The sequence below is a fragment of the Lysinibacillus sp. NPDC097162 genome (genome assembly GCF_044762185.1).
Classification (GTDB): domain Bacteria; phylum Bacillota; class Bacilli; order Bacillales_A; family Planococcaceae; genus Lysinibacillus.
This window is the reverse complement of the sequence record NZ_JBIWDT010000001.1, coordinates 639132-660954: the sequence shown is the minus strand read 5'-3', so window position 1 is coordinate 660954 and position 21823 is coordinate 639132. Positions and strand designations below refer to the sequence as shown.

Below are 21823 nucleotides of genomic sequence, written 5' to 3'. Positions count from 1 at the left end.
TATGAGAGTATTACGCATGATGATTATTGGTCTACTCATCTCACTTAGCTCATCCTACACTTTAGTGACCTTAAGTCTCATTTCTAATCATGGATTGGCATCAGGACCGGAATTACTCGAACAAATAATCATTGCAGCCATACTCGGAGCAGCAATAGGTCCTCTGTCCATCATTTTTGACATAGAACGTTTACTATTTTCCACTCAGCTTATTCTGCATTTTATTGCCGTGACGTTGTTCGTAATGGTAGCAGGCTATTTTGGCCGTTGGTTCGAACATTCAGGAGTTTTGTATGTGCTCATTGCGGAAATCATTATTTATTTCATTGTATGGTGCATTTTATATGTACTGCAAAAGAACGATATTGAGGAAATCAATAATGAAATCAAAAAAAGAAAGGAATAGACAAATATGACGTTTGCGATTCAAGTCGAGCATTTACAAAAGCAATATGGCGAACAATTAGCAGTAAAAGGAATTTCCTTTAAAGTAGAACAAGGCTCTCTCTTCGCCTTTTTAGGTGCTAATGGTGCTGGGAAATCGACGACCATTGAAATATTATGCACATTATTACAAAAATCAAGTGGTACTGTAACGATTAACGGTTATACGCTAGATGAGAGGTCGCATAATGCAGAAATTCGAAAATCAATCGGCGTTGTATTCCAGCAAAGCCTACTCGATGAACGATTAACGGTTCGTGAAAATATTGTACACCGCGGTAAAACATATGGTTTATCGAGAACACAGCTTGCTGAAAACTATCAATTTGTCTCTACCTATTTACATTTAGATGATATTGAACAGCAAAAATATGGCACATTGTCTGGTGGTCAAAAAAGACGCGCAGATATAGCACGTGCACTCATTCATCGACCACAAATATTATTTTTAGATGAACCAACAACTGGACTCGATCCACAAACACGCCAATTCGTTTGGCAAACGATTAAACAACTCCAGGAAGAAACAAATATGACGGTATTTTTAACAACGCACTATATGGAAGAAGCTGCAGTTGCAGATCAGGTCATTGTGTTAAAACAAGGTCGCATTGTCGCTGAAGGAACACCTGATTCCTTAAAAACAAAATATGCTTACGACCAAATGGCACTTGTATTTCATGATCGTTCTTCAGGGTTAGAATGGCTGCAAGACACCACATTACATTTCACCGAAAAGCAAGGCGTTTTCTCAGTTCGAGTGGACTCTACTATGCATGCACTTACACTTTTAAAAAGTGCAGAACCCTTTTTAGCCTCGTTTGAAGTTATTAAAGGAACAATGGACGATGTCTTTATTCATATTATGGCACAAGGAGATGCTACGTAATGGAAGCAATGTTTAGCTTAATTCAACGTAATAACAAGGTTTTCAGGAGAGATAAAACCCAAGTCTTTTTCTCCCTCCTTTCCGTTATAATTGTCATCGTTCTATACGCGGTATTTCTTCAAAAAATGCAAGTCGATGCAATCGAGCAAATGACAGAGGCTACACCAGAATTGATTGCAATGGTCAATGAATGGTTAGTGGCAGGCTTATTATCAATGATTGCTGTTACAACAACACTAGCAGCATTTGCTATTGTCGTTCGTGATATTGAATCAAAGGCGACAGCAGATTTCCTAACTGCCCCTATTTCCCGTGCAACAATTCAGATGAGCTATGTCATGAATGCCTTTATTATCGGCTGTATCTTTTCCCTCATTGCCCTAGTAGGCTGTGAAATTTTCTTAGTGGCCACTGGCGGTCATTTACTTAGCTTTGGTGCCCTAATTAAAGTAATTGGTATACTATTATTATCCGTATTACTCGCGAGCGTATTTAATGTTTTTCTCGTACTATTTGTTAGCACACAAAATGCTTTTTCAACACTGAGTACAATCGTTGGCACAGTACTAGGCTTTTTATGTGGTGTCTACGTCCCTGTTGGCGTTCTACCAAACTTTGCCCAACAGCTTATTATGTATTTTCCAATCAGTCATACTACATTACTTTTGCGCAATGCTTTTATGGAAAGTTCAATAACGAATGTTTTTGACGGTGTTCCTGTTGCACAGGTGGAAAGCTATAAGCTAAACTATGGTATTGTTTATGAGCTAAATGGGCATTCTTTTAGCACCTCAATAAGCTATATTGTTATTCTTGTAACTATCATTGTGCTTGCTATTTTATCAGTCTTTATTTTTAAAAAGAAAAATCACTAATAGTCAATATGGGCACATCGCTTTCAAACGCGATGTGTCTTTTTATTGCTTTTTCACAAACGTTTTGTTATTTTAAATATAAATAAATAAACAAAATAAATAATCGTTTGTTTTTAGGGGGTTTCACAATGGATGTAAATCAATTATTTTGGCAGGCTTCGATTGAGGACATTACGCATGGCTATACAAATGAAGCCACACACTACACTTGCCTTCTTTGTGGAGAGAAAATTGAAAAAGGTATTATTTATCCACATGAAGATGTACTATATGAGGCTGAAAAATTTATGCAACACCATATTACTGCTACACACCAATCAGTTTTTCATTACTTAAATGGTTTAAATAAAAAAATGACAGGTTTAACAGAACATCAAAGTCATATTTTGCGCCTTTTTTATGAAGGCAAAACCGATCAGGAAATTAAAGAAGAGCTAGAAATTGGGAGCGCAACAACTATTCGACATCATCGTTTTGCTTTAAAGGAAAAAGAACGTCAAGCTAAAACATTCCTTGCCATGATGGAACTATTAAAACAACAAGATCAGAAGGAAGATTCTTTTGTGCCAATTCACAAAACGGCTACGATGGTCGACGATCGTTATAATATCACCCTTACTGAAGAACAACAGTTGCTTGAGAAATATTTTCCTAATGGTATCGGTCAAGAGCTCGTCCGCTTCCCAAAACGAGAAAAGCATAAAATCGTTGTGCTACGTGCTATTACAAAGCTTTTTGATGAGTCAAAAGAGTATACAGAAAAAGAGCTCAATGCAATAATTCAGCCAATATATGAGGACTATGTACAAATTCGTCGCTATTTAATTCAATACGGTTTTATGGATCGTCAAGATGATGGCAGTGCTTATTGGGTAAAAAAATAAGAAAGTAGGGTTAACAATGGATCACAAAAAAGAATTAAAAGAAATGTATAAAGAAATGAAAATTGAAGCAGGCGTTTTTACAATGACGAACAAACATAATGGTAAAGTGTTTGTTGGAAGCTTCAATAACTTAAAACGATTAAACGGATTTCAGTTTATGTTAAAAACAAATACTTATACGAATAAAACTTTACAAGCTGACTACAATACATTCGGCAAAGATGCTTTTCAGCTCGAGATAGTGGAGTATTTGAAGGAAAAAGAAGAAGGCTATTTTGATGCAAAAAAGGAACTTGAAAAGCTTGAAGAACAGTGGCTTGAAAAGCTTCAGCCTTATGGTGAGCTGGGCTATAATTCTTAATTTAGTTGTTTGAGTGACTGGCACTTCGGAATTCAGAATTGTTTCCGTGACTGGCACTTCTGGCACGACGTAAGTCGCAACCCTCGCTATCGCGTGGTCTGTTGCGACTTACATTGCGTGCGTTCCCGCAACCAACTATAAAAATTCAGAATTGTTTGAGTGACTGGCACTTAATTGGGCTTTTTTTGTTAACTTTGCGAACACGAGGTCATAGGAGTGCTGGATTAAATTTTCAAGTAAGTCTTCTGGAATATTTGCATCCATATAAATCGAATTCCAATGAGTTTTGTTCATATAGTACCCTGGAATGATTCCTTCGTAGGTTTCTCTTAATTCTTCTGCTCGACTAGGTTCACATTTTAAAGTAATAATAGGCTTTCTTGTAGCATCTCCACCCATCATCGCAAACATTTTCCCCCCAATATGATAGCGGTCTGCCTGCCATTCTTCTTTGTAATCATGAGTCGTTCCGCGTAGCTTTAAACAAAATGCATGAATCGTATCTTTTTGCATCGTTACCCCATCCTTCTATCCTAGAAAATAAAAACACACGTTCGATTATCATTATAATCTATAACGCGTGTTTTTAAAATACATTTTTTTCTAAAGTAACTATATTTAAGGTAATCATCAATGCATGTTTTTATTATTTAGAACCACGATCAAACACCCCGATTACTTCGGTCGTTTGCAGGATATTTACAAATGCTTTCGCATCTACTTCTTTTATTAAACTTTTCACTTCCGCCAGCTGGTAGCGTGTTATAACGGTAATTAGCACTTTTCGTCCTTCACCTGAATATCCGCCTTTAGCATCCATCATCGTAATGCCCCGATGCAGTCTAGTTAACAGTTGTTGTTTCACATCCTCACCATTGCTCGTAATAATCATAAGCGTTAGCTTAATATTACTCGTATGGATTGTATCGACAACCTTCCCTGTGGCGTAAATTGAAACGAGCGTCAGCAATGCCGCATCCCAACTAAAAACAAAACCTGAAATCGCCACTACTATCCCATTCATTACTGAAATAAGTGCACCAAGAGGAAAATCTCTTTTGCGACTTAAAAGCATAGCAATAATATCAAAGCCACCTGAGGAACCAGATGCACGGAAAATTAGACCGACACTCAGGCCAACAATTACCCCACCAAATAATGATGCCAATATCGGTTCCTCTGTTGCCTTATAAATCGGAATGATTAACAATGATAGGGACATTACCCCAACTGACAATATTGTATACGCAATAAAGCGTTTCCCTAGCTTCATCACACCTAAAATTAACAACGGTAAATTTAATAAAAGATTCAATACACCTGTATTTAGAGGTGTAACAATACCAAGCATAATGGCAATCCCGCTTAATCCGCCACTCAAAATCTCATGCGGTATTAATAAAAAATTATAAGCAAAGGCCATTAATATTGAAGCAAGCGTAATAATAATAATGTTGCGCATGAAATCCCCTACCATTCTACAACGAACAATTTTGATAATCTTCTCTTTAGAATACCCAACTTATTCGCCCAAAAAACCTAGACCTTCGTGTATTGTTGTGACTTTCAAGCAAGTCTATTTGCTTTTTTTCTGCTCTTCCTTTAGCGGCTTTTCATTTTTAGGTTCTTCCGTTTCCGCCACTTTCATAATTCGATCAAGCATTGTCGGATGTGTATAGCGGAACCATTTAACAAGAAGTGGTGGGTTGACTTCACTTAACCCAGATATCGTAAGCTTTTGGAATGCCGTTACCGCTGCCGTGCGATCGCCCATCAATGATATGGCATAATTATCCGCTCTCGTTTCCTGATATCGTGATACATAGTTAGATAACGGACTCGAAGCAAATAATAAAAAAGATGTAATGAGTAAAAATAGTGGCAAAGAATTGATGTCACTCATTTTCGTAATTTTCAATGCATGTCCGTACCGAGCAATCGCCCACCTCATACTTTTCGCTGTTATCCATAGCCCTATTAAGGTCAATATTAAATAACCCGCAATGCCAAAATAAATATGCTTCTCAACATAATGTCCCATCTCGTGTGCCATGATAAATAAAATTTCATTATCTGTTAAGCGATTTAATGTCGTATCCCATAGTACAATTCTTGAATTACTACCGATACCCGTAACATATGCATTTAGGGCATTTGTCTTTTGTGCCATATTGACTTCATAGACATGCTCTGCCGGAATATTAGCTTGATCAGCTATTGCTAAAATTTTCGTTTCTAGTTCTTTGTTTTTTAACGGATAAAAATCATTGTACAATGGATCAATGACAACAGGCTGAAGAAACATGACAAAAATCGTAAAGGGAATCGTTAATAGCCATGCATATAGCCACCATCTCTTCACGCTCTTTTTAATCAACCAATATATAACTGATACGACAATAAAGGTCATTCCAAAGTTGATCCAAAAATCAATAATCCCATCTCGCATCCATGAGGTAAAGGCCTGTGTACTTATTCCATAGCTTTTACTTAAATGATAGCGATAGTATTCAATTGGGAAAAGCACTACATAAAGCAAAAATGATAACAAAAATAAATAGGCAGCATTTTGTAGCAGTTTCCATTTTGTTTGGGAAGTCGCAACTTTTTCAAAATAACGAGATACACCCATTAACAAAATGACCATATAAACGAGCCATTCAAACGGTGTTACTACAAAGAATAGGAAATTTCGTATTTTTGAATATTCACCACTTAAGTTTAATTCTTTTTCAGACATAAACATGACTGGGTCCGCAGCGGTTCCTTGAAACGCCCGCGGTATTGTGCCACCGCCACTATGAAATATATACCAGTACATGCAAAGAACATAAGCACCAAATAATAGTAGCGCAACAATTCCCATTTTTTTCGCTATGTTATTTCCCCCTTACTCCACACAAAGTTCGTCCTATAGTAAGTGTAAGCTAATTTGAAAAAGTTAGAACAAACTTTATGTGTTTTTATTTCATCTCAAAAGAGATTGTCCATTTTTCACCAATAGAACAAACAGTTGTATGTCTACTATCTTTTACCGTAACACCATATTTATTACCTACTATACTGTACAAATATTTTACTGACTAAAGGCTAGAAAATGATAAATAAAAAAATTTCGTATGCTTCTAACGGTTGCTTTGTCGCTATCCGTAGAAGTATCACGAAATTTTTTTATGAAATCTTATTGAATCTTAATTGGAATATTACTTTTCCATAACAAACGCCGTTTTCCCACGCTGATCCGCACTTAGAAAACCTGCTGCTTCTAGATGTTCACGCCATACTTTTTCAATCGTTGCAGCTTTTGCAGCATTGCTTTCTTTTGTCGATAGCTCTATCATAATTTCACCTTGATAATGCCAAACTTCAATATCTGCCTCATATCCTGCATAGCTTCCTTTATATGTTGTTGCCTTGGCAGGTCCATACACGACCGCCTGTGATAACGTGTTATTAAACCAAGTAGCAGAGTCCCAATTTATAATTTTCTTTGGCACATTGTCTAAAATTAATTTTTTTGCAGCACTTGTATCTACAGCATCGTAGTTAACTTTAGCAGTTTCCTTCAAGGACTCTTTTCGACTAATTGTAAACGTACGATTACCGCCCTTAATATCCATTTCAAATTTATAGTTGGACTCGTCACCTGTAAAGCCGTGACTTTCAGTTATCGCAAGTGCTTCTTCAAGTGGTGTATTGAGAAATCTCTTTTTATACGTAATGTCAATTTTATTGCTATCTTTATAAACACGCAAACGATTGTTATAGTCCGCACTTAGAAAATCTTTACTTTGTGTATCGAAGTAATAAATTTTCACTTCATCTTTTTTAGTAGCTGTGAAAAATTTCAAAATGTCCGACTCATTGAACAGCTCTGATTTTAGATTATATTTAATCTCATGCCCTGGCTCAATGGCCGCTTTTGCCTGTATAGTATTCAACATGCCAATAGTACATAATACCAATCCCATTACGCCTAGTTTCATTGCAAGCTTTTTCAAATAATTTCTCATATATTTTCATCCTCATTTCCGATTATTTTTAAAAGTGTCGTTTCTATATTTGTTAACTGACTGTGAAAATAGATGGTTTTATGAGCATTTATGTGCTTTGACAGCACGATAGTATCCTGATAATCAGGATGTGTTTTGTAGAAAAAATGTTTTATTTGATTTGGTGCTAATTGTTGCATGTAATTGCCTTTATTAAAGTACCCTGTAAAGATTACAATTGCTGATGGTAAATTAGTTAGTAGCTTCGTAATTGTTTCTTCATCTCGCTCAGGAACAAAATAAATAGCGTTATCTTCTATTATCTTCTTTTGTAAACATTCACTTCTGAATGACGGCAATAGCTTAGTAGATACAACATTTTCGGGCGCATCGTAATACTCTTCAAAAAAAGGAAAAAAATCATTATCGATAGACACCTTTCTTGTAGTATGCTCAAAAAGGTAAAACGCAATATCAGCAGTTTTGCCAGAATAGGAAGAAGGAAAAATAATTGGTCTACTATCGTTGGCATCGATAAAATCCGCTAATTGATGCAATATTTCTTTGTTGTTAATGTGCTTTTCAAAATGGCCGCTATCTATGAACGCAACGTTATAATCATTCTTTCCCATCATCGGAAGATTCGCCTTTAATAGATAGGAATCCATCACATAATCTCCTGAAAAAAATATCACCTCCTCTAAAAATCGAATGCTGTACCAAACGCTCCCTATTAAATGTCCGCTATAGCCCCATTGAAAAGAAAGATTATCGTTAATATTTATCCAACTGCCAATCGACTTTGGTTCAAACGTTTGAATATTTTTAAAAGATTGCTTTAATTGTTTCGCTGTTATTTCACTCATAATGAGTTGACCATCGTAGCCCAACTGTACAAGTAAAGGAAGCGCACCTACATGATCAATATGGGAATGAGAAATAAACACTGCATCTAGTTTTGCCACATGAGCTGGTGATAAATTTGGCTTTGTTTTTTCACTATTGTTCATAACACCACAATCTAGTAAAATAGCACGCCCATCTTTTTCGAGATAAAAGCAGTTACGACCATACTCCCCAACTCCTCCTAAAATTTCTATATTAAGCACCTACGTGTCCTCCCCGTTTTTGAAGCCAATCTAATAGGAACATAAAAACAACGGTCATAGCGACTGTAATAACCGCAACAGCCATTCCTAGCCCAACATTGCCTTGTTCAAATTGGCTGTAGATAAACGTTGCTCCTGTCTCAACTGACGGTGGCAAAATAAGGAGACCTGCGACTAGCTCACGCATTGAAATAATAAATGTCATCATCATGCCAGCAAGTATTCCCTGCATTAACAGTGGGATGAAAATATATCGATACATGTCCCAACTATTTCGTCCAAAAATAGCAGCTGATTGGAAAATAGATTGATCTAACTGTGAAAATGTAGATTTTGTATATTGCACAGAGTATGGTAGGAAAAGCACACAATACGTCACAACTACCATTGTCCTTGTATTGTAAATCGTCGCTGGAAGCCAAGGTGCATTCCAAAACATAATTAAACCGACGACAAAAACAATTCCAGGAATGATATTTGGCATTAAGCTAAAGAAATCTAACATTTGTTGCTTTTTCGTTTCACCCTTTTTAATGTATAGTGCAATAAAAAAACCAATGATCGCTGTAATAACGGCAGTTAAAATTGAAAAAACAACGCTATTTAAAAATGCTGCTAACCCAGCGCTTCCGCTAGTAAACACAGCCTGATAAGACGCAAAACTGAAATTGCCGGCACTTAAACCATCTCCACGAACCTTTTGTAACGAAGTCACGATAATCGAAAAGTATGGAATGCCGATTGCAAACAATAACACAAAACCTACATAAAACCATGCACCAAGCTTAATAAACCATTTATCTTTTATGTCACGAACAGCGGGTGTTTTTCCTGAAAGCACGCTATATGTAAATTTTCGTCCGATAAGATTTTGAACATACCAAACAACGAGACACACTGAAAGTAAAAATAATGAGAGCGATGTTGCCATACGAATATCTACTGGCCACCTTGAAAGATAAGAGTGAATTTCTGTCGTAAAAACTTGAAATCCGATGCGACTTCCAAACGTTGCAGGCGTCCCAAATTCCGCCAGCGTTTTAATGAAAATTAGCAATACTCCTAGAACATAGCTTGAAACGAGTAAAGGCAATATAACCCGCAGCCAATTTCTTAAAGAGCTGCGGCCAAAAATAAGTGCGGCATCTAAAAATGAACCATTAATTCGAAGCAACGTATTTTTCAGCATTAAATATAAAAAAGGAAACAGGTGCAGACTCATAACCATGACCATACCAAATAAAGAAAAAAAGGCATTTGATAACCAAGCGGTCCCCGGTACTAGCTGCCGTAAAAAACCATTATTTTGCATAAACAATATCCATCCCATAGAACCGATATAAGGAGGTGTCATAAAAGGAATCGTTAGAATAATATCTAGCCAATCATATTTATGTAAGCTTGTTTTTGTACGAATTAATGCCATAGGCAATGCTAGTATCGTCGTCCCTAAAATAACGAATATACCTAGCAATAAAGAATTGCCTAATGTCCGCCATAAACGATCATTGTCAAACATTCTACTAATTTGTGAAACGTCAAAATGACCATCATGGACAAATGTATAATAAACAATGGCTATTAATGGCGCGATAGCAAACGTTGCGACAATCGTCAATAAGAGGCCAAAAGTGCGTTTACCTTCCATGATCATCGTTGCATCATTCCTTTCTTAGAAAACATAGTATAGATAGTCCAAATAGAACATAATTGTTATTTTGAAAAAAATCCGCAATAGCCAGTGCTGTTTCTTAAAGACTGATTACTGACTAAAAGCGAATTTTTTCTCAACAAGTTAATCGCATCATCTAAAAGGAAAGATGCTTTTTGATTCCTTCACTAGCCTCTTAACGGAAAATATCATTAAACTTCGTTAATATATCAAGCTGCTTTGACTCTGAACCTTTCCAGTTCACATGTAACTGTGGAATTTCATCTAATGCAGCACGATCTTTTACAGCTATTTCGTTATTACCTGGCAGTAAATAAGCATCTGTAACTAGCTTTTGTCCTTCATCTGAAAGTAGGAAATTGACGTATGCTTTTGCACCTTCAACATTTTTAGCATCTTTCATAATACCTACTGCTCGGGGACTTACAACAGTTCCACTCTTCGGATAAACAATTTCTACTGGCTCCCCACTCGCTTTTGCTTTATAAGCCATATAGTCTACGCCTGAGATTGTTGCATTTTTATCACCTGTAATGACTGCATCTAATGCTTCCTTATTTGCACCATTCACTTGTAATCCATTGTTTTTCCATAATTGGATTGTATCCCAAGCAGTTTTTTCAGCTTCAGTATAGCCGTAAATAAAATCGACAGCAGAACCTGACAAACTTGGATCAGGAATATTCATTTTTCCTTGCCACTCTGGTTTAGCTAAATCTGTCCATTCAGTTGGAATATCTTTTGTATTTTTCGTATTGTAGGCAATACCTAATGCTGAGGCGCTATAGCCATAGTAATAGCCCTCTGCATCTGACCAATCACTATTCATTTTCGTAGCATTTTCTGCCTCTTTATAGCTATGTAGCTGATTTGATTCCTTTAGTCCGTCCATTGATGCCACAGAAGCTAATACAACGATATCTGCCACAGGATTATTTTTCTCCGCTTCTAAACGAGATAAAATTTTGCCTGTTGTCCCTTGAAACATTTCTACTTTTATGCCCGTTTTTTCTTCAAAAGCTTGTTGTATATTAGCAGCCAACCCATCTGGACCAGCTGAATAGACCGTTAATGTTTGCACTTCTTTCGGCTTTGCTCTTGCTGCCTCATTATTGACACTGTCAGCTGATTTATTATTGCCGCACCCCGCTAATGTTAATGCTACAAGAACCCCAGCAGTTGCTAGTAATTTGAAACGTTTTTTCACGTTAAACCCTCCAATTGATATATTTGTTTTGTATCTACAAAAACTTCAAGTTGCTTGCCTTGTTCCAGTGGCACGGTTTCATAAAAGCTCCATTGCTTTCCTTCTACTTGTGCCTGTACTAAATATCGATCTCCAACAAAAGTACTTTTCACAATCATCGCTTGTTTCGCAATAGTTCCAGGATATTGTTTTCTCGATACACCCTCTGGACGTACAATACAATTACCTTTATCAAACCAATTAACCTTGCCTATAAAATCCGCTACATAAGGTGTTGCTGGTGCGTGATAAATCTCCTCTGGTGAACCAACCTGTGCAATTCTACCTGACTCCATCACAATAATTTGATCTGACATAGTCATTGCTTCCGTTTGATCATGTGTTACAAAAATCGCTTGGCAATCTAGTTCATGGATAATATGCATAATTTCATCCTGCATTTTTTCTCTAAGCACTGCGTCTAGTGCTGATAACGGTTCATCAAATAAAATTAACTTTGGATTCGTTGCCAGTGCCCGCGCAAGTGCTACCCGTTGCTGTTGTCCACCCGACAATTGTCCAGGCTTGCGATTTTCATATCCCTCCATGTTCACCAAACGCATAACATCCGCTACCCGTTCTGGTATTTCCGCCTTTGTTACAATTCCTTTTAAACCAAATGCGATATTTTGGAAAATGGTCATATGCGGCCATAACGCGAAATCTTGAAAGACCATGGCGATATTGCGTTTATTTGGTTTGACATTTTTACGAAGCTTAGAAGAATAAATGATTTTGTCATCGAATGCAATTTCACCATTTGTTGGTTTCTCAAGACCAGCCAATATTTTTAATAATGTCGTTTTACCACAGCCCGATTGTCCCAATATTGTAATGAACTTACTGTTTAATTCCACATTAATGGGCCATAGCGCTTGCGCATGTCCATATTTTTTCTCTACATTTGTAATTGAGATTTTCATTGTATCCTCCTCATCTATCTCTACTATAGTTTCCAGATATTTAGAAAATATTAACCTACTATTAATATGTCGTTAAAAAAAATCTAATAAACTAAAGTTAATGCAATAGTTTATCGAATTTACTTTAGGAGGCTAAAATGAATCATCTTAAATTACAGGCATTTTGCTTACTCGTCGATTTTAAAAAATTAGCTCCCGTCGCTAAAGAGCTAGGTATTACCCCACCCACTGTCTCCTTTCATATTCGCTCGATTGAAGAAGAATACGGTGTACGCTTGTTTCGGACAAATGCAGGTGGCTATCGTTTAACTGAAGCAGGAGAAGGGCTTTTTCACTATGCACGCCAAATAGTACAATTACAAAACGATATGGATCGCTTCATTGAAAATCTATTAGCAGGTAACGTTGGTTCCATTCGTTTAGGTGCAAGTGCACTACCTGCCCATATTTTTATGCCTGAAATTATTAACCAAATCTCTACGGCTTATCCAGACATTCGAATTTCCTTAGAAGTAAAAACAGCACCTGAAATCGAAAAAATGGTAGCCTTGCAGGAGCTTGACTTTGGTTTAATAATGGAAACAAAGCAACAAAACCCAACACTTTCCTATGAAAAGATTGGTGAAGATTCGCTCGTTTTGGCTTTAAGCCCTAGTCACGAACTTGCAGCAAAAAAAGACATCTCACAATCAGATGTCCTTAAAAACAAAGTATTATTACACACTTCATCTAGTTCAACCAACCATTTTATTGAAAAATGGCTAAACCCATTTCAACCATCTTTTAATACAATTGAACTCGATTCTGTAAGTACGATTAAAAAAATGCTGATATTTGGTAAAACAATTGCATTTCTGTCTGTTTCCCTTATTGAAGAAGAATTACAATCAGGCTTATTAGTGAAGAAAGACTTACATGATATAGCACTCAAACGGAAAATTCAGCTTATATACCCTCAGTCCAGACTAGACAATAAGATTGATGGATTTGTCAAAAAAGCCATTTACGATTTAGCACGAAAAATCCAGTCATAATACCCTTCATTTTAATTAATCAACTTGACTCACAGATACAAAACATCTGTGAGCTCTCCCTCCCCTGTATGCACAAAATAGCTTCAGAAGCGGCTTATTCCACACTCTCTCCCTTTTCAACAAATTCGTTAAAAATATTCGGCAATCTGACATAATTTCATAGTATGCATTAATAACATGGATAGAAGACTTGTTGATTGCTAATGAAAGGAGGGATAACAACTTGCTTACCGAGTTACTCAATATAGATACAATTCAAATTGTTAACAAAGTAGCTAACTGGCAAGAGGCTATATACGTTGCTGCATCACCACTAATACAGCAAAACAAAATAGAAAAGCGCTATATTCAAGCCATGATACAATCCATCGAACAACACGGCCCATATGTCGTGCTTACACCTAAAGTTGCAATACCACATGCTCGTCCATCTGATGGAGTAAATGAATTATCGATGAGCTTATTAAATCTACAAAACCCTGTACTATTTGGAGCAGATAAACCTGTATCACTAATTATCGTTTTAGCGGCTACTGATCATACAACGCATTTACAAGCTCTAGTTGATTTAACACAAGTGTTACAAGAACCTAGCCAAATCGACAATATTATTGGATGCCAGCGTCCAGAATGCATTATGGAGAAAATAAAAAAATATGCTACAGAGGAGCAATGATGATGAAAATTTTGGTCGTTTGCGGAAACGGCTTAGGCAGTAGCTTCATTATGGAACTGAATGTAAAAAAAGCACTACTTGAACTCGGAAAAGAAGCAGAGGTAACGCATACAGATTTAACATCTGCAACGGCAGAGAAGGCAGATATTTATATCGGTGCAGGAGATATTGTAGATCAATTAGATAATGGTGTGAGAAAAATCGTTCGTATCGTCAATATGATGAGTATTCCAGAAATAACATTCAAGCTTGGGCCGCTGCTTTAGGAAAAATTCATTTTACGTTACTAGTCAGTGAGATTATATATTTTCAAGTTTAGTTTTTAAAATTGGATAGGATGAGGTGTTGGTATGTTAGATGTTATGATGAATGACATTTTAGGTACACCAGCAATACTAGTCGGCCTATTTGCGCTTGTCGGCTTACTAATCCAAAAAAAGTCCGCTTCAACTGTTCTTTCAGGTACTTTAAAAACCATTATGGGCTTTGTCATTTTAGGTGCAGGTGCAGCCGTTTTAATTGGCTCTTTAACTCACTTTAGTAAAATGTTCGATCATGCCTTTCAGGTTCAAGGGGTTATCCCCAACAATGAAGCCATTGTAGCCGCGGCACAAACGACTTTTGGAACATCCACTGCCATGATTATGGTGTTCGGTATGATCATGAACTTATTGCTAGCGCGATTTACGCCTTTAAAATATATTTTTTTAACTGGGCATCATACATTATTTATGGCGTGTTTAATCGCGGCTTCGCTCTCGGTTGGTGGTATGAGTGGCATACCGCTTATTATTACCGGATCAATATTATTAGGTATTTGTATGGTTATTTTTCCTGCCATTTTACAGCCTACAGTGCGCCAAATTACAGGTAGTGATGATTTCGCAGTTGGACATTTTGGAAGTATAGGTTACTATGTATCTGCTAAAATTGGGCAGCTATTTGGCAACAAAGCTAAAACAACTGAAGCGATTCAAGTACCCAAGTCACTAGGATTTTTAAGAGATACATCAGTAGCCATTTCCTTAACAATGAGCATATTTTTTATTGTAGTGGCATTATTTGCAGGTCGCTCTTATATTGAAGCACAATTATCAGGTGGATCAAATTTCATTGTTTTTGCAATTATTCAAGCGATTACCTTTGCTGCTGGAGTTTATATTATCCTTGCAGGCGTGCGCATGCTAATTGCTGAAATTATCCCGGCATTTAAAGGCATTGCCGACAAGCTCGTGCCAAATGCTAAGCCTGCATTAGATTGCCCGACGATTTTCCCATTCGCACCAAATGCAGTTATCATCGGCTTCCTCTTTAGTTTTTTAGCTGGTTTATTGTCCATGTTCGCACTCCCACTTATTGGGCTAAAAGTCATTATACCAGGTCTCGTGCCTCACTTTTTCACTGGTGCAACCGCAGGCGTTTTTGGAAATGCAACAGGTGGTCGAATCGGCTCGATGGCAGGTGCCTTTGCCAACGGTTTAATCATCAGCTTCATCCCTGCTATTCTACTTATTTTCATGGGTGACATCGGCTATGAAGGAACAACATTTGGTGATTCTGACTTTGGCATTGTAGGTATTGTCATTATCAATATTTTAAAATTATTTGGTGCAGTGTAATAGTACCTCTCTATACTAAAAGTCTCGTTCTAAATATAAGAACGAGGCTTTTTTAACTGTTTAATTGTCAGAATTATTTGCGTGCCTGGCACTTCAAAACAGAAAACATTCGAATCATCACTATGAAAAACACGATTACTGATAATTCAAGCGGGCTGTCCCACCCTGCCCATATACAGAGTGCACATACTATTGTTAGTACAGCATGAATTTCTTCTCTTAATGCAAGTGGGGTTCTCCCAGCTAACAAATCTCGAATCATGCCACCACCAACACCCGTAAACATAGACGCAATAATAATGATGCCGATGTCGTGCTGTAAGCTTTTTGCTAACAATCCGCCCTGTATAGCAAAAGAAGCTAGGCCAATTGAATCAAAGAAATAGCCCCAGCGGTTCCAGTGATGAATCCAATTCTTTTTGACAAATAAAATAGTCGTTAGCGTAGCTAAAACAACTAATAAAGAATGACGATCCCATATATCTGACACAGGTATATCCAGTACAACATTACGGATAATGGAACCACCATAAGACGTAGTAAGACCGAGCACAAATATACCAATAAAAGAATATTTGGCCTGTATCGCAACAAATGCACCACTTATGGCGTATGCAATCATGCCAATGATGTGTAAAACTGTCCAGGTCACATAATCCACCCCCCTTTTTTATATACAAAAAAGCCCGCCCATAAAATAGTTGCGCATTAACAACGCAAGCTATTTTATGGCGGGCTAATATCATAGCAGTAATACCTACTAATTTATCCATCTCACCATATATCGTGAAAATTTTATAGAGGCTGTGCAATATCCAAATGACACAACGACCATTAAATTTACTAGTTAAAATTGTAATTGATTTTTATCATAAACTCAATATGAAATTTTATGATAGCGTTTCATACATAACTTGTCCCATTTGAGAGACGTCATAATCTCCTAATGCAGCCACTTCAGATTGGATATCAGGTGCATTTAAAATCTCCTTCACCGCATCAATTAGTTGTCGGTTTTCAGGCGTTTTTAATAACACAATATCATAACGCTCTTTAACAACTGGAATAAAATCGACATCAATGAGCTTGGCGATTTTTTCAATTCCTATCCCAACATCAGCGTGTCCATTGGCGACAGCAGAAGCAACATCAAGATGGCTCATTTCTTCACGGGAATAGCCTTCAATAGTGGTCGGTAAAATATTATGAACACGCAATTGCTCATCTAACAAAGTGCGAGCACCTGAGCCTTTCTCACGGTTGATGAAGTTAAATGACTTTGTTTGAAAATCTTCAAATGTGCGGATTTGCAATGGATTCCCTTTTTGAACATAGAAACCTGCTTTACGTGATACTACATTCATGAGGACAAACGGATGGCTCACAAAGATTTTCTTTACATAAGGCGTATTATAATCTCCTGTATCCCCATCAAACATATGTAAACTCGCAATATCACAGTCTCCATTATACAACGCCATCACACCATTAAAACTACCTTCATGTGACCGCAATACTTTCGTAGACTGCCTTTTCTCAATATATTTGGCTAAAATATCTAATACTAAATCTTGTCCACTTATAATTATTTTTGAATAATTTTTAATCGGAGTTGCTACGGATGTCAATGACGCACTACCTGTTTTTCGTTTTTGTATATAGGCTTGTAAGTCAGCACGATCTACCCGCATTTGCCTTCCTACACGGAAGACTGGCAATTCTTCCTTTTTCACTAAATCATAAATCGTCAATTTCGAAACTTTTAATAATTGTGCAACCTCTTCAATCGTATAGGATTGTTCTTGTGACATAAAATTTCTCCTCCTATATACCTCTATTTACATGGTAACGTATTTATAGCTTTATGAACATCTTGAAATTTTCTACCAAATCTATCTTTCTTTTTTACTTATAACTGTTTATAATTTGTTATGTCTTGTTATAACGAGTTATAAAAGGAGTATTATCATAGTGAAAAAATTTTATAGTTTATTTGCGACACTAGCATTACTAGTTGGGCTTCTTGCAGCCTGTGGTAACCAAGAAAAAGAGGTGACAGCAAACGAACCCGTTGAATTAACGATTTCTGCGGCAGCTAGTTTACAGGATGCCTTAGAAGAACTTAAAACAACTTATGAAAAACAACACGATACGATCAAAATCCTCTATAACTTTGGTGGTTCTGGTGCATTACAGCAACAAATTTTACAGGGTGCTCCTGCAGATCTTTTCTTTTCAGCCGCGGAAGATAAATTCGATGCGCTTGTAGAAAAAGAAATGATTGATCAAAAGCAAGGAACGGATCTTTTAGCCAATGAATTAGTATTAATCGTTCCTAAAAATAATGAAAAACAAATCAAATCCTTTGAAGATTTACAACAAGCAGGAAAAATCGCGCTTGGTACACCCGAAACAGTTCCTGCTGGGCAGTATGGTGTTGACACATTAAAAAATATGCAACTTTGGGATTCACTTGAATCGAAAGTGGTGTATACAAAAGATGTGCGTCAAGTACTTACTTACACAGAAACAGAAAACGTAGATGCTGGAATGGTTTATAAGACAGATGCCCTTGTCTCCGATAAAGTTGATATCGTTGCGACTGCTGATAAAGCTATGCATGCACCGATTATTTATCCTGTAGGTGTCTTAAAAGCGAGTAAGCATGCTCAAGAAGCGGAAGATTTTTATCAATTTTTACAAAGTGACGAAGCAATGAATATTTTTAAAAAGTATGGGTTTAAAGGAGCTCACTAAAAATGAGTACCGATTTTTGGTCTCCACTTAAACTTTCAATTGAAATTGCCTTTGTTGCGGGGATTCTCGCTATTATAGCAGGAATTTTACTGGGGAAATGGATGGCAACCCATCATTTTAAAGGGAAGCTATTGCTAGAAACCGTGTTGCTCTTACCTTTAGTATTACCTCCTACTGTAGTAGGTTTCCTGCTCATCATTATTTTTGGGAAAAATAGTTTTTTTGGAAATCTAATTGTATGGCTTTTCGATCAGCCAGTCATGTTCACATGGTGGGCGGCCGTTATCGCTTCTACGATTGTTGCCTTTCCTTTAATGTATCAATCAGCTAAAACGGGCTTTGCCTCTGTTGATCGTGATATTGAAAATGCAGCACGTGTAGATGGGGCTAACGAATGGCAAGTCTTTCTTTATGTGTCCACACCCCTTGCTTTAAAAGCACTTGTATCTGGCGGGATTTTAAGCTTCACACGAGCTTTAGGCGAGTTTGGAGCGACATTAATGTTTGCGGGGAATATTCCAGGGAAAACACAAACAACACCGCTAGCTATTTATATGGCGATTGATTCGGGAAACATGACCCTTGCCTGGACATGGGTTTTGTGTATGATCGCTATTTCCTTCCTTTTACTTCTTAGTATCCATTTGCTAAAAGTATAAGAGAAAAAGTGTTAGATTGACCGCAATCAATCTAACACTTTTTTTGCTGTGCCGTTGTTGTTCGTTACGGCGGATGCTTTCCTCACTTAGCACACCGTAAGACGTGTGCTATGCGTAACTGCATGGGTTCTTTCATGTTACATAGCGAAATTTACTAACACGATTAAAATTTTTACGTTTTATCCCGCTCTTTTGTCTTCATCCCCCACTAATGGGTGGGATAAAGGCGATAGTGTCCCCCGATTTGACGATTGTAGTATCCGTTGCAAATTCCTCATTTACTGCCGTCATTATTTGTTGTAATGATAGCTGTGGATAGTGCTCTTCCATCCACTCTTTCAAATGAGCAACCGTCACATCTGACAGCTCTACAGTTAACTTTGATTCACCAACCATTTCCTGTAGGTGTGCAAATAATAAGATGTTAATCACATTTTTCCTCCTCCTCCTGAATAACTGGTTCCCCTTGCGGATAAGGGATATTTTCTAATTGATCACCAATCCATTCTGTCCCGTCTTCCCAATGTTCTTTTTTCCATATAGGAACAATTTGCTTAATACGGTCAATCGCATATTCATTTGCCAAATATGCGATTTTACGATGTGGTGATGACACCGCAATTACGACCGCAATATCAGAAATAGCTAAATGCCCTACACGATGGGAAATGGCTATTTTTACTTCTGGCCATTGCTCTTGTATTTCCTTCGCAATCTGTTCAAACATTTTTATCGCCATCGCAGGATAGGCTTGATATTCCAAATGCAATGTTTTTTTACCATTTGTCATTTCACGCACTGTGCCAATGAATAGTGTAATAGCTCCAGCATTTCGACTAAGTACTTTTTGTCTTACTTGCTCTACATCAATCGGTTTATCAATAATTTCAAACAACGGTGCCGTCATCATTTCCCCCTCATTTCTTTCAACAAAAATTCCATATATTGTGTTTCATCATGTATCGAATACGCTGGGATCGTTAGGGACGAATCGAGTGGATAGCTTGGCCAATAGATTACACAAATAATATTGGTTACTTGCTGTAGTAGCACATGATCCTGTGCTGTTCGTAGAAGCACAGCCTTTGGATAATGTTCGTATTTATACCCTTCAATCAAAATGATATCCATTGGAAAGGAAGCATACATCGCTAGTATCTCAGCCAGTTGCCAGCTGTTTTGGTGAATACTCATCCGTAAAGTACCCTCACCCTCCACTGCTGTAATCATCGCACCCGCCTGCTCATGCCGGCTACTATCTTTCGAATTTTCAACCATTGGCACACCACCATGTCCGTGATGCTTAATCGTTCCTACTCGTAGCCCTTCCTTTGTAGCTTGTTTAATCAATTGCTCCATCAGCGTCGTTTTTCCACTATCTTGATAACCAACTATCTGTAAGATTTTTCGATGTTGTCCCAAGGCCATTCACTTCCTTGCAAATCTTCTAACAATAAAACTGCTACTGACATGTCCTTTTCATAGCCTCGTGAACCACCAGGTAAGACGATGAAAGCATTGGCTGACGCCAACGAAGAAACTGCACTCGATTTGTCAAAGCCAGATGGTACTGCAACTAGCTTACCTTCTTCATAATAGGCTTGTGCGCGTACAAAACGTGTAAAGGGATTTGGCTTTGTAAAATCCGCCCCTAAAATCGCTTGCGCTCTACGTAAATGGGGTTGAGCATTACTATATGCAGTGCGAATAATCGGGCGTACAAAAAGTTCAAAGCCAACGTAGCAAGCTGAAGGATTACCAGAAAGCCCAAACAATAATTTGTCGTCGCGAACAGCCACCGTTGTCACACTACCTGGACGCATCGCCACTTTATTAAACAATACGTTTGCATGAATCGCTTCGTAAATGGCTGGTAAATAATCATAATCACCTACAGAAACGCCTCCCGTTGTAATTAGAATATCTACTTCCTGTAAGGCATTTTCAACGTTTTTAATACATAACTCAAGGTCATCGCTAAACTTGCCGTAATATTTTACTTGTGCTCCAGCCCGCTCAATTTGCGCCATCATCATATAGGCATTACTATTTCGAATTTTACCGGGCTGTAAAGATTCGCCTGGCTCTAGTAATTCGCTACCAGTTGCAATGACACCAATGACCGTTTTACGATAAACAGGTACTTGCTCATAGCCAAAAGTAGCGAGTAATGCCATTACACCTGGGTTAATATATTGACCTTTTTCAATGAGAATAGTGCCTTGCTGTACATCTTCCCCTTTATAGGAAATGTTTGTCCCTGCTTCAAAAGATCGTTTAATCGACATATACTTTTGGTGATTTTCTTCAAAAGTATGGGTTAATTCTAGCATGACCACTGCATCACATCCTTGTGGTATAGGGGCCCCTGTCATAATGCGGACAGCTTGTCGTTCGCCTACTACTTCGTCATAGACATAGCCTGCGCCAATTTCCCCAACAACCTGAAATTGAACTGGATGCTGGGAAGAAGCTTCTTTGCTATCGACGGAACGAATGGCATAGCCATCATATGGTGAACGGTCAAAAGCTGGTACATCATGATCGGCCCTAATAGCTTCTGCAATAAAGCGACCATGGGCTTGCGTTAATGACACAAGCTCTTTTTTTGCTTGAAAAGCATGGTCCATTACACGATGAACAGCTTCTGCTACTGGAATTGGTTGTCTTTTTTCTAGCATTT

Annotated in this window: 25 protein-coding genes; 11 read left to right on the top strand and 14 right to left on the bottom strand. The window is 37.5% G+C overall.

The genetic code is table 11. From position 1 onward, the window contains the following. The first annotated feature begins 1 nt into the window (after nucleotide 1). The 5 genes from ACIQXW_RS03180 (at nucleotide 2) to ACIQXW_RS03160 (ending at nucleotide 3453) form a co-directional block, all read left to right on the top strand. Nucleotides 2-406 carry a DUF3021 domain-containing protein gene (locus tag ACIQXW_RS03180; protein ID WP_340825304.1) on the top strand — a complete coding sequence of 135 codons (405 nt, stop codon included), beginning with the start codon at nucleotides 2-4 and terminating at the stop codon, nucleotides 404-406. Between the two features lie 6 nt (nucleotides 407-412). Beyond that, a complete protein-coding gene (locus tag ACIQXW_RS03175; protein WP_401018791.1) occupies nucleotides 413-1333 on the top strand; it encodes an ABC transporter ATP-binding protein in 921 nt (306 codons plus the stop codon). After that, nucleotides 1333-2208 (top strand): ABC transporter permease, encoded by an 876-nt coding sequence (locus ACIQXW_RS03170; RefSeq protein WP_402759856.1) that lies wholly within the window; start codon nucleotides 1333-1335, stop codon nucleotides 2206-2208. The genes ACIQXW_RS03175 and ACIQXW_RS03170 overlap by 1 nt, the downstream gene beginning before the upstream one ends. 128 nt (nucleotides 2209-2336) lie before the next feature. Next, complete coding sequence (locus tag ACIQXW_RS03165) at nucleotides 2337-3092, top strand: DUF2087 domain-containing protein (protein WP_401018794.1); 756 nt, start codon at nucleotides 2337-2339, stop codon at nucleotides 3090-3092. A 16-nt stretch (nucleotides 3093-3108) separates the two neighbouring features. Next, nucleotides 3109-3453 carry a GIY-YIG nuclease family protein gene (locus ACIQXW_RS03160; RefSeq protein ID WP_402759855.1) on the top strand — a complete coding sequence of 115 codons (345 nt, stop codon included), beginning with the start codon at nucleotides 3109-3111 and terminating at the stop codon, nucleotides 3451-3453. A gap of 135 nt (nucleotides 3454-3588) precedes the next feature. Here the strand turns inward: ACIQXW_RS03160 and ACIQXW_RS03155 are convergent, their stop codons facing one another. The 8 genes from ACIQXW_RS03155 to ACIQXW_RS03120 form a co-directional block, all read right to left on the bottom strand. After that, a complete protein-coding gene (locus ACIQXW_RS03155) occupies nucleotides 3589-3966 on the bottom strand; it encodes an MmcQ/YjbR family DNA-binding protein (RefSeq protein ID WP_401018795.1) in 378 nt (125 codons plus the stop codon). Nucleotides 3967-4099: 133 nt separating this feature from the next. Beyond that, complete coding sequence (locus ACIQXW_RS03150; RefSeq protein ID WP_401018796.1) at nucleotides 4100-4915, bottom strand: YitT family protein; 816 nt, start codon at nucleotides 4913-4915, stop codon at nucleotides 4100-4102. A gap of 114 nt (nucleotides 4916-5029) precedes the next feature. After that, on the bottom strand, nucleotides 5030-6331 hold the full coding sequence (locus ACIQXW_RS03145) for a M48 family metallopeptidase (RefSeq protein ID WP_401019085.1): 1302 nt from the start codon (nucleotides 6329-6331) through the stop codon (nucleotides 5030-5032). A 325-nt stretch (nucleotides 6332-6656) separates the two neighbouring features. Next, nucleotides 6657-7466, bottom strand: coding sequence for a hypothetical protein (locus tag ACIQXW_RS03140; protein WP_402759853.1), 810 nt, complete (start codon nucleotides 7464-7466; stop codon nucleotides 6657-6659). Beyond that, nucleotides 7463-8554, bottom strand: coding sequence for an MBL fold metallo-hydrolase (locus tag ACIQXW_RS03135; RefSeq protein ID WP_402759851.1), 1092 nt, complete (start codon nucleotides 8552-8554; stop codon nucleotides 7463-7465). The genes ACIQXW_RS03140 and ACIQXW_RS03135 overlap by 4 nt, the downstream gene beginning before the upstream one ends. Further along, entirely contained in the window at nucleotides 8547-10208 is a 1662-nt protein-coding gene (locus ACIQXW_RS03130) for an ABC transporter permease (protein ID WP_402759849.1), read from the bottom strand. Before ACIQXW_RS03130 ends, ACIQXW_RS03135 begins: the two co-directional genes overlap by 8 nt. Before the next feature lie 193 nt (nucleotides 10209-10401). After that, nucleotides 10402-11433, bottom strand: coding sequence for an ABC transporter substrate-binding protein (locus ACIQXW_RS03125; protein WP_402759847.1), 1032 nt, complete (start codon nucleotides 11431-11433; stop codon nucleotides 10402-10404). Beyond that, nucleotides 11430-12395, bottom strand: coding sequence for an ABC transporter ATP-binding protein (locus tag ACIQXW_RS03120; RefSeq protein ID WP_340825319.1), 966 nt, complete (start codon nucleotides 12393-12395; stop codon nucleotides 11430-11432). The genes ACIQXW_RS03125 and ACIQXW_RS03120 overlap by 4 nt, the downstream gene beginning before the upstream one ends. A 137-nt stretch (nucleotides 12396-12532) precedes the next feature. On the opposite strand from ACIQXW_RS03120, the gene ACIQXW_RS03115 reads away from it, so the two are divergent. From ACIQXW_RS03115 to ACIQXW_RS03100, 4 genes are all read left to right on the top strand, one after another. Beyond that, on the top strand, nucleotides 12533-13429 hold the full coding sequence (locus tag ACIQXW_RS03115) for a LysR family transcriptional regulator (RefSeq protein WP_402759845.1): 897 nt from the start codon (nucleotides 12533-12535) through the stop codon (nucleotides 13427-13429). A 223-nt stretch (nucleotides 13430-13652) separates the two neighbouring features. Next, entirely contained in the window at nucleotides 13653-14105 is a 453-nt protein-coding gene (locus ACIQXW_RS03110; RefSeq protein WP_340825321.1) for a PTS sugar transporter subunit IIA, read from the top strand. A 2-nt stretch (nucleotides 14106-14107) separates the two neighbouring features. Next, nucleotides 14108-14371: a PTS sugar transporter subunit IIB gene (locus ACIQXW_RS03105; protein WP_340825322.1), complete on the top strand. Its 264-nt coding sequence runs from the start codon at nucleotides 14108-14110 to the stop codon at nucleotides 14369-14371. Nucleotides 14372-14455: 84 nt separating this feature from the next. Further along, nucleotides 14456-15724, top strand: coding sequence for a PTS ascorbate transporter subunit IIC (locus tag ACIQXW_RS03100; protein WP_402759843.1), 1269 nt, complete (start codon nucleotides 14456-14458; stop codon nucleotides 15722-15724). 73 nt (nucleotides 15725-15797) lie between these two features. On the opposite strand, the gene ACIQXW_RS03095 is transcribed toward ACIQXW_RS03100, so the two are convergent. Both ACIQXW_RS03095 and ACIQXW_RS03090 read right to left on the bottom strand, forming a co-directional pair. Continuing rightward, nucleotides 15798-16376 carry a trimeric intracellular cation channel family protein gene (locus ACIQXW_RS03095; RefSeq protein ID WP_340825324.1) on the bottom strand — a complete coding sequence of 193 codons (579 nt, stop codon included), beginning with the start codon at nucleotides 16374-16376 and terminating at the stop codon, nucleotides 15798-15800. 238 nt (nucleotides 16377-16614) lie between these two features. Then, on the bottom strand, nucleotides 16615-17535 hold the full coding sequence (locus ACIQXW_RS03090) for a substrate-binding domain-containing protein (protein WP_402759841.1): 921 nt from the start codon (nucleotides 17533-17535) through the stop codon (nucleotides 16615-16617). Nucleotides 17536-17695: 160 nt separating this feature from the next. Between ACIQXW_RS03090 and modA the strand changes: the two genes are divergently transcribed. Then, complete coding sequence (gene modA, locus ACIQXW_RS03085; RefSeq protein ID WP_402759839.1) at nucleotides 17696-18481, top strand: molybdate ABC transporter substrate-binding protein; 786 nt, start codon at nucleotides 17696-17698, stop codon at nucleotides 18479-18481. 2 nt (nucleotides 18482-18483) lie between these two features. Further along, nucleotides 18484-19140, top strand: a complete 657-nt coding sequence (gene modB, locus ACIQXW_RS03080; protein WP_401018809.1) for a molybdate ABC transporter permease subunit — start codon at nucleotides 18484-18486, stop codon at nucleotides 19138-19140. A gap of 198 nt (nucleotides 19141-19338) precedes the next feature. Here modB and moaD read toward each other — a convergent pair whose 3' ends face one another. The 4 genes from moaD to ACIQXW_RS03060 are packed head-to-tail and all read right to left on the bottom strand — an operon-like array spanning nucleotide 19339 to nucleotide 21821. Next, a complete protein-coding gene (moaD, locus tag ACIQXW_RS03075; protein ID WP_401018811.1) occupies nucleotides 19339-19572 on the bottom strand; it encodes a molybdopterin converting factor subunit 1 in 234 nt (77 codons plus the stop codon). Then, nucleotides 19565-20047: a molybdenum cofactor biosynthesis protein MoaE gene (locus ACIQXW_RS03070; protein ID WP_340826501.1), complete on the bottom strand. Its 483-nt coding sequence runs from the start codon at nucleotides 20045-20047 to the stop codon at nucleotides 19565-19567. Before ACIQXW_RS03070 ends, moaD begins: the two co-directional genes overlap by 8 nt. Next, nucleotides 20047-20568 carry a molybdopterin-guanine dinucleotide biosynthesis protein B gene (gene mobB / locus ACIQXW_RS03065; protein ID WP_402759836.1) on the bottom strand — a complete coding sequence of 174 codons (522 nt, stop codon included), beginning with the start codon at nucleotides 20566-20568 and terminating at the stop codon, nucleotides 20047-20049. The genes ACIQXW_RS03070 and mobB overlap by 1 nt, the downstream gene beginning before the upstream one ends. Continuing rightward, nucleotides 20532-21821, bottom strand: a complete 1290-nt coding sequence (locus ACIQXW_RS03060) for a molybdopterin molybdotransferase MoeA (protein ID WP_402759834.1) — start codon at nucleotides 21819-21821, stop codon at nucleotides 20532-20534. The genes mobB and ACIQXW_RS03060 overlap by 37 nt, the downstream gene beginning before the upstream one ends. Nucleotides 21822-21823: the final 2 nt, after the last annotated feature.

What these genes read in the sequence shown, in the direction of transcription:
- modB (WP_401018809.1), top strand. Translation starts at nt 18,484, where the DNA reads ATGAGTACCGATTTTTGGTCTCCACTTAAACTTTCAATTGAAATTGCC.
- ACIQXW_RS03155 (WP_401018795.1), bottom strand. Translation starts at nt 3,966, where the DNA reads ATGCAAAAAGATACGATTCATGCATTTTGTTTAAAGCTACGCGGAACG.
- ACIQXW_RS03070 (WP_340826501.1), bottom strand. Translation starts at nt 20,047, where the DNA reads ATGACGGCACCGTTGTTTGAAATTATTGATAAACCGATTGATGTAGAG.
- ACIQXW_RS03090 (WP_402759841.1), bottom strand. Translation starts at nt 17,535, where the DNA reads ATGTCACAAGAACAATCCTATACGATTGAAGAGGTTGCACAATTATTA.
- ACIQXW_RS03170 (WP_402759856.1), top strand. Translation starts at nt 1,333, where the DNA reads ATGGAAGCAATGTTTAGCTTAATTCAACGTAATAACAAGGTTTTCAGG.
- ACIQXW_RS03165 (WP_401018794.1), top strand. Translation starts at nt 2,337, where the DNA reads ATGGATGTAAATCAATTATTTTGGCAGGCTTCGATTGAGGACATTACG.
- ACIQXW_RS03150 (WP_401018796.1), bottom strand. Translation starts at nt 4,915, where the DNA reads ATGCGCAACATTATTATTATTACGCTTGCTTCAATATTAATGGCCTTT.
- ACIQXW_RS03180 (WP_340825304.1), top strand. Translation starts at nt 2, where the DNA reads ATGAGAGTATTACGCATGATGATTATTGGTCTACTCATCTCACTTAGC.
- ACIQXW_RS03115 (WP_402759845.1), top strand. Translation starts at nt 12,533, where the DNA reads ATGAATCATCTTAAATTACAGGCATTTTGCTTACTCGTCGATTTTAAA.
- ACIQXW_RS03130 (WP_402759849.1), bottom strand. Translation starts at nt 10,208, where the DNA reads ATGATCATGGAAGGTAAACGCACTTTTGGCCTCTTATTGACGATTGTC.
- ACIQXW_RS03160 (WP_402759855.1), top strand. Translation starts at nt 3,109, where the DNA reads ATGGATCACAAAAAAGAATTAAAAGAAATGTATAAAGAAATGAAAATT.
- mobB (WP_402759836.1), bottom strand. Translation starts at nt 20,568, where the DNA reads ATGGCCTTGGGACAACATCGAAAAATCTTACAGATAGTTGGTTATCAA.
- ACIQXW_RS03105 (WP_340825322.1), top strand. Translation starts at nt 14,108, where the DNA reads ATGAAAATTTTGGTCGTTTGCGGAAACGGCTTAGGCAGTAGCTTCATT.
- ACIQXW_RS03100 (WP_402759843.1), top strand. Translation starts at nt 14,456, where the DNA reads ATGTTAGATGTTATGATGAATGACATTTTAGGTACACCAGCAATACTA.
- ACIQXW_RS03140 (WP_402759853.1), bottom strand. Translation starts at nt 7,466, where the DNA reads ATGAGAAATTATTTGAAAAAGCTTGCAATGAAACTAGGCGTAATGGGA.
- ACIQXW_RS03120 (WP_340825319.1), bottom strand. Translation starts at nt 12,395, where the DNA reads ATGAAAATCTCAATTACAAATGTAGAGAAAAAATATGGACATGCGCAA.
- ACIQXW_RS03060 (WP_402759834.1), bottom strand. Translation starts at nt 21,821, where the DNA reads ATGCTAGAAAAAAGACAACCAATTCCAGTAGCAGAAGCTGTTCATCGT.
- ACIQXW_RS03175 (WP_401018791.1), top strand. Translation starts at nt 413, where the DNA reads ATGACGTTTGCGATTCAAGTCGAGCATTTACAAAAGCAATATGGCGAA.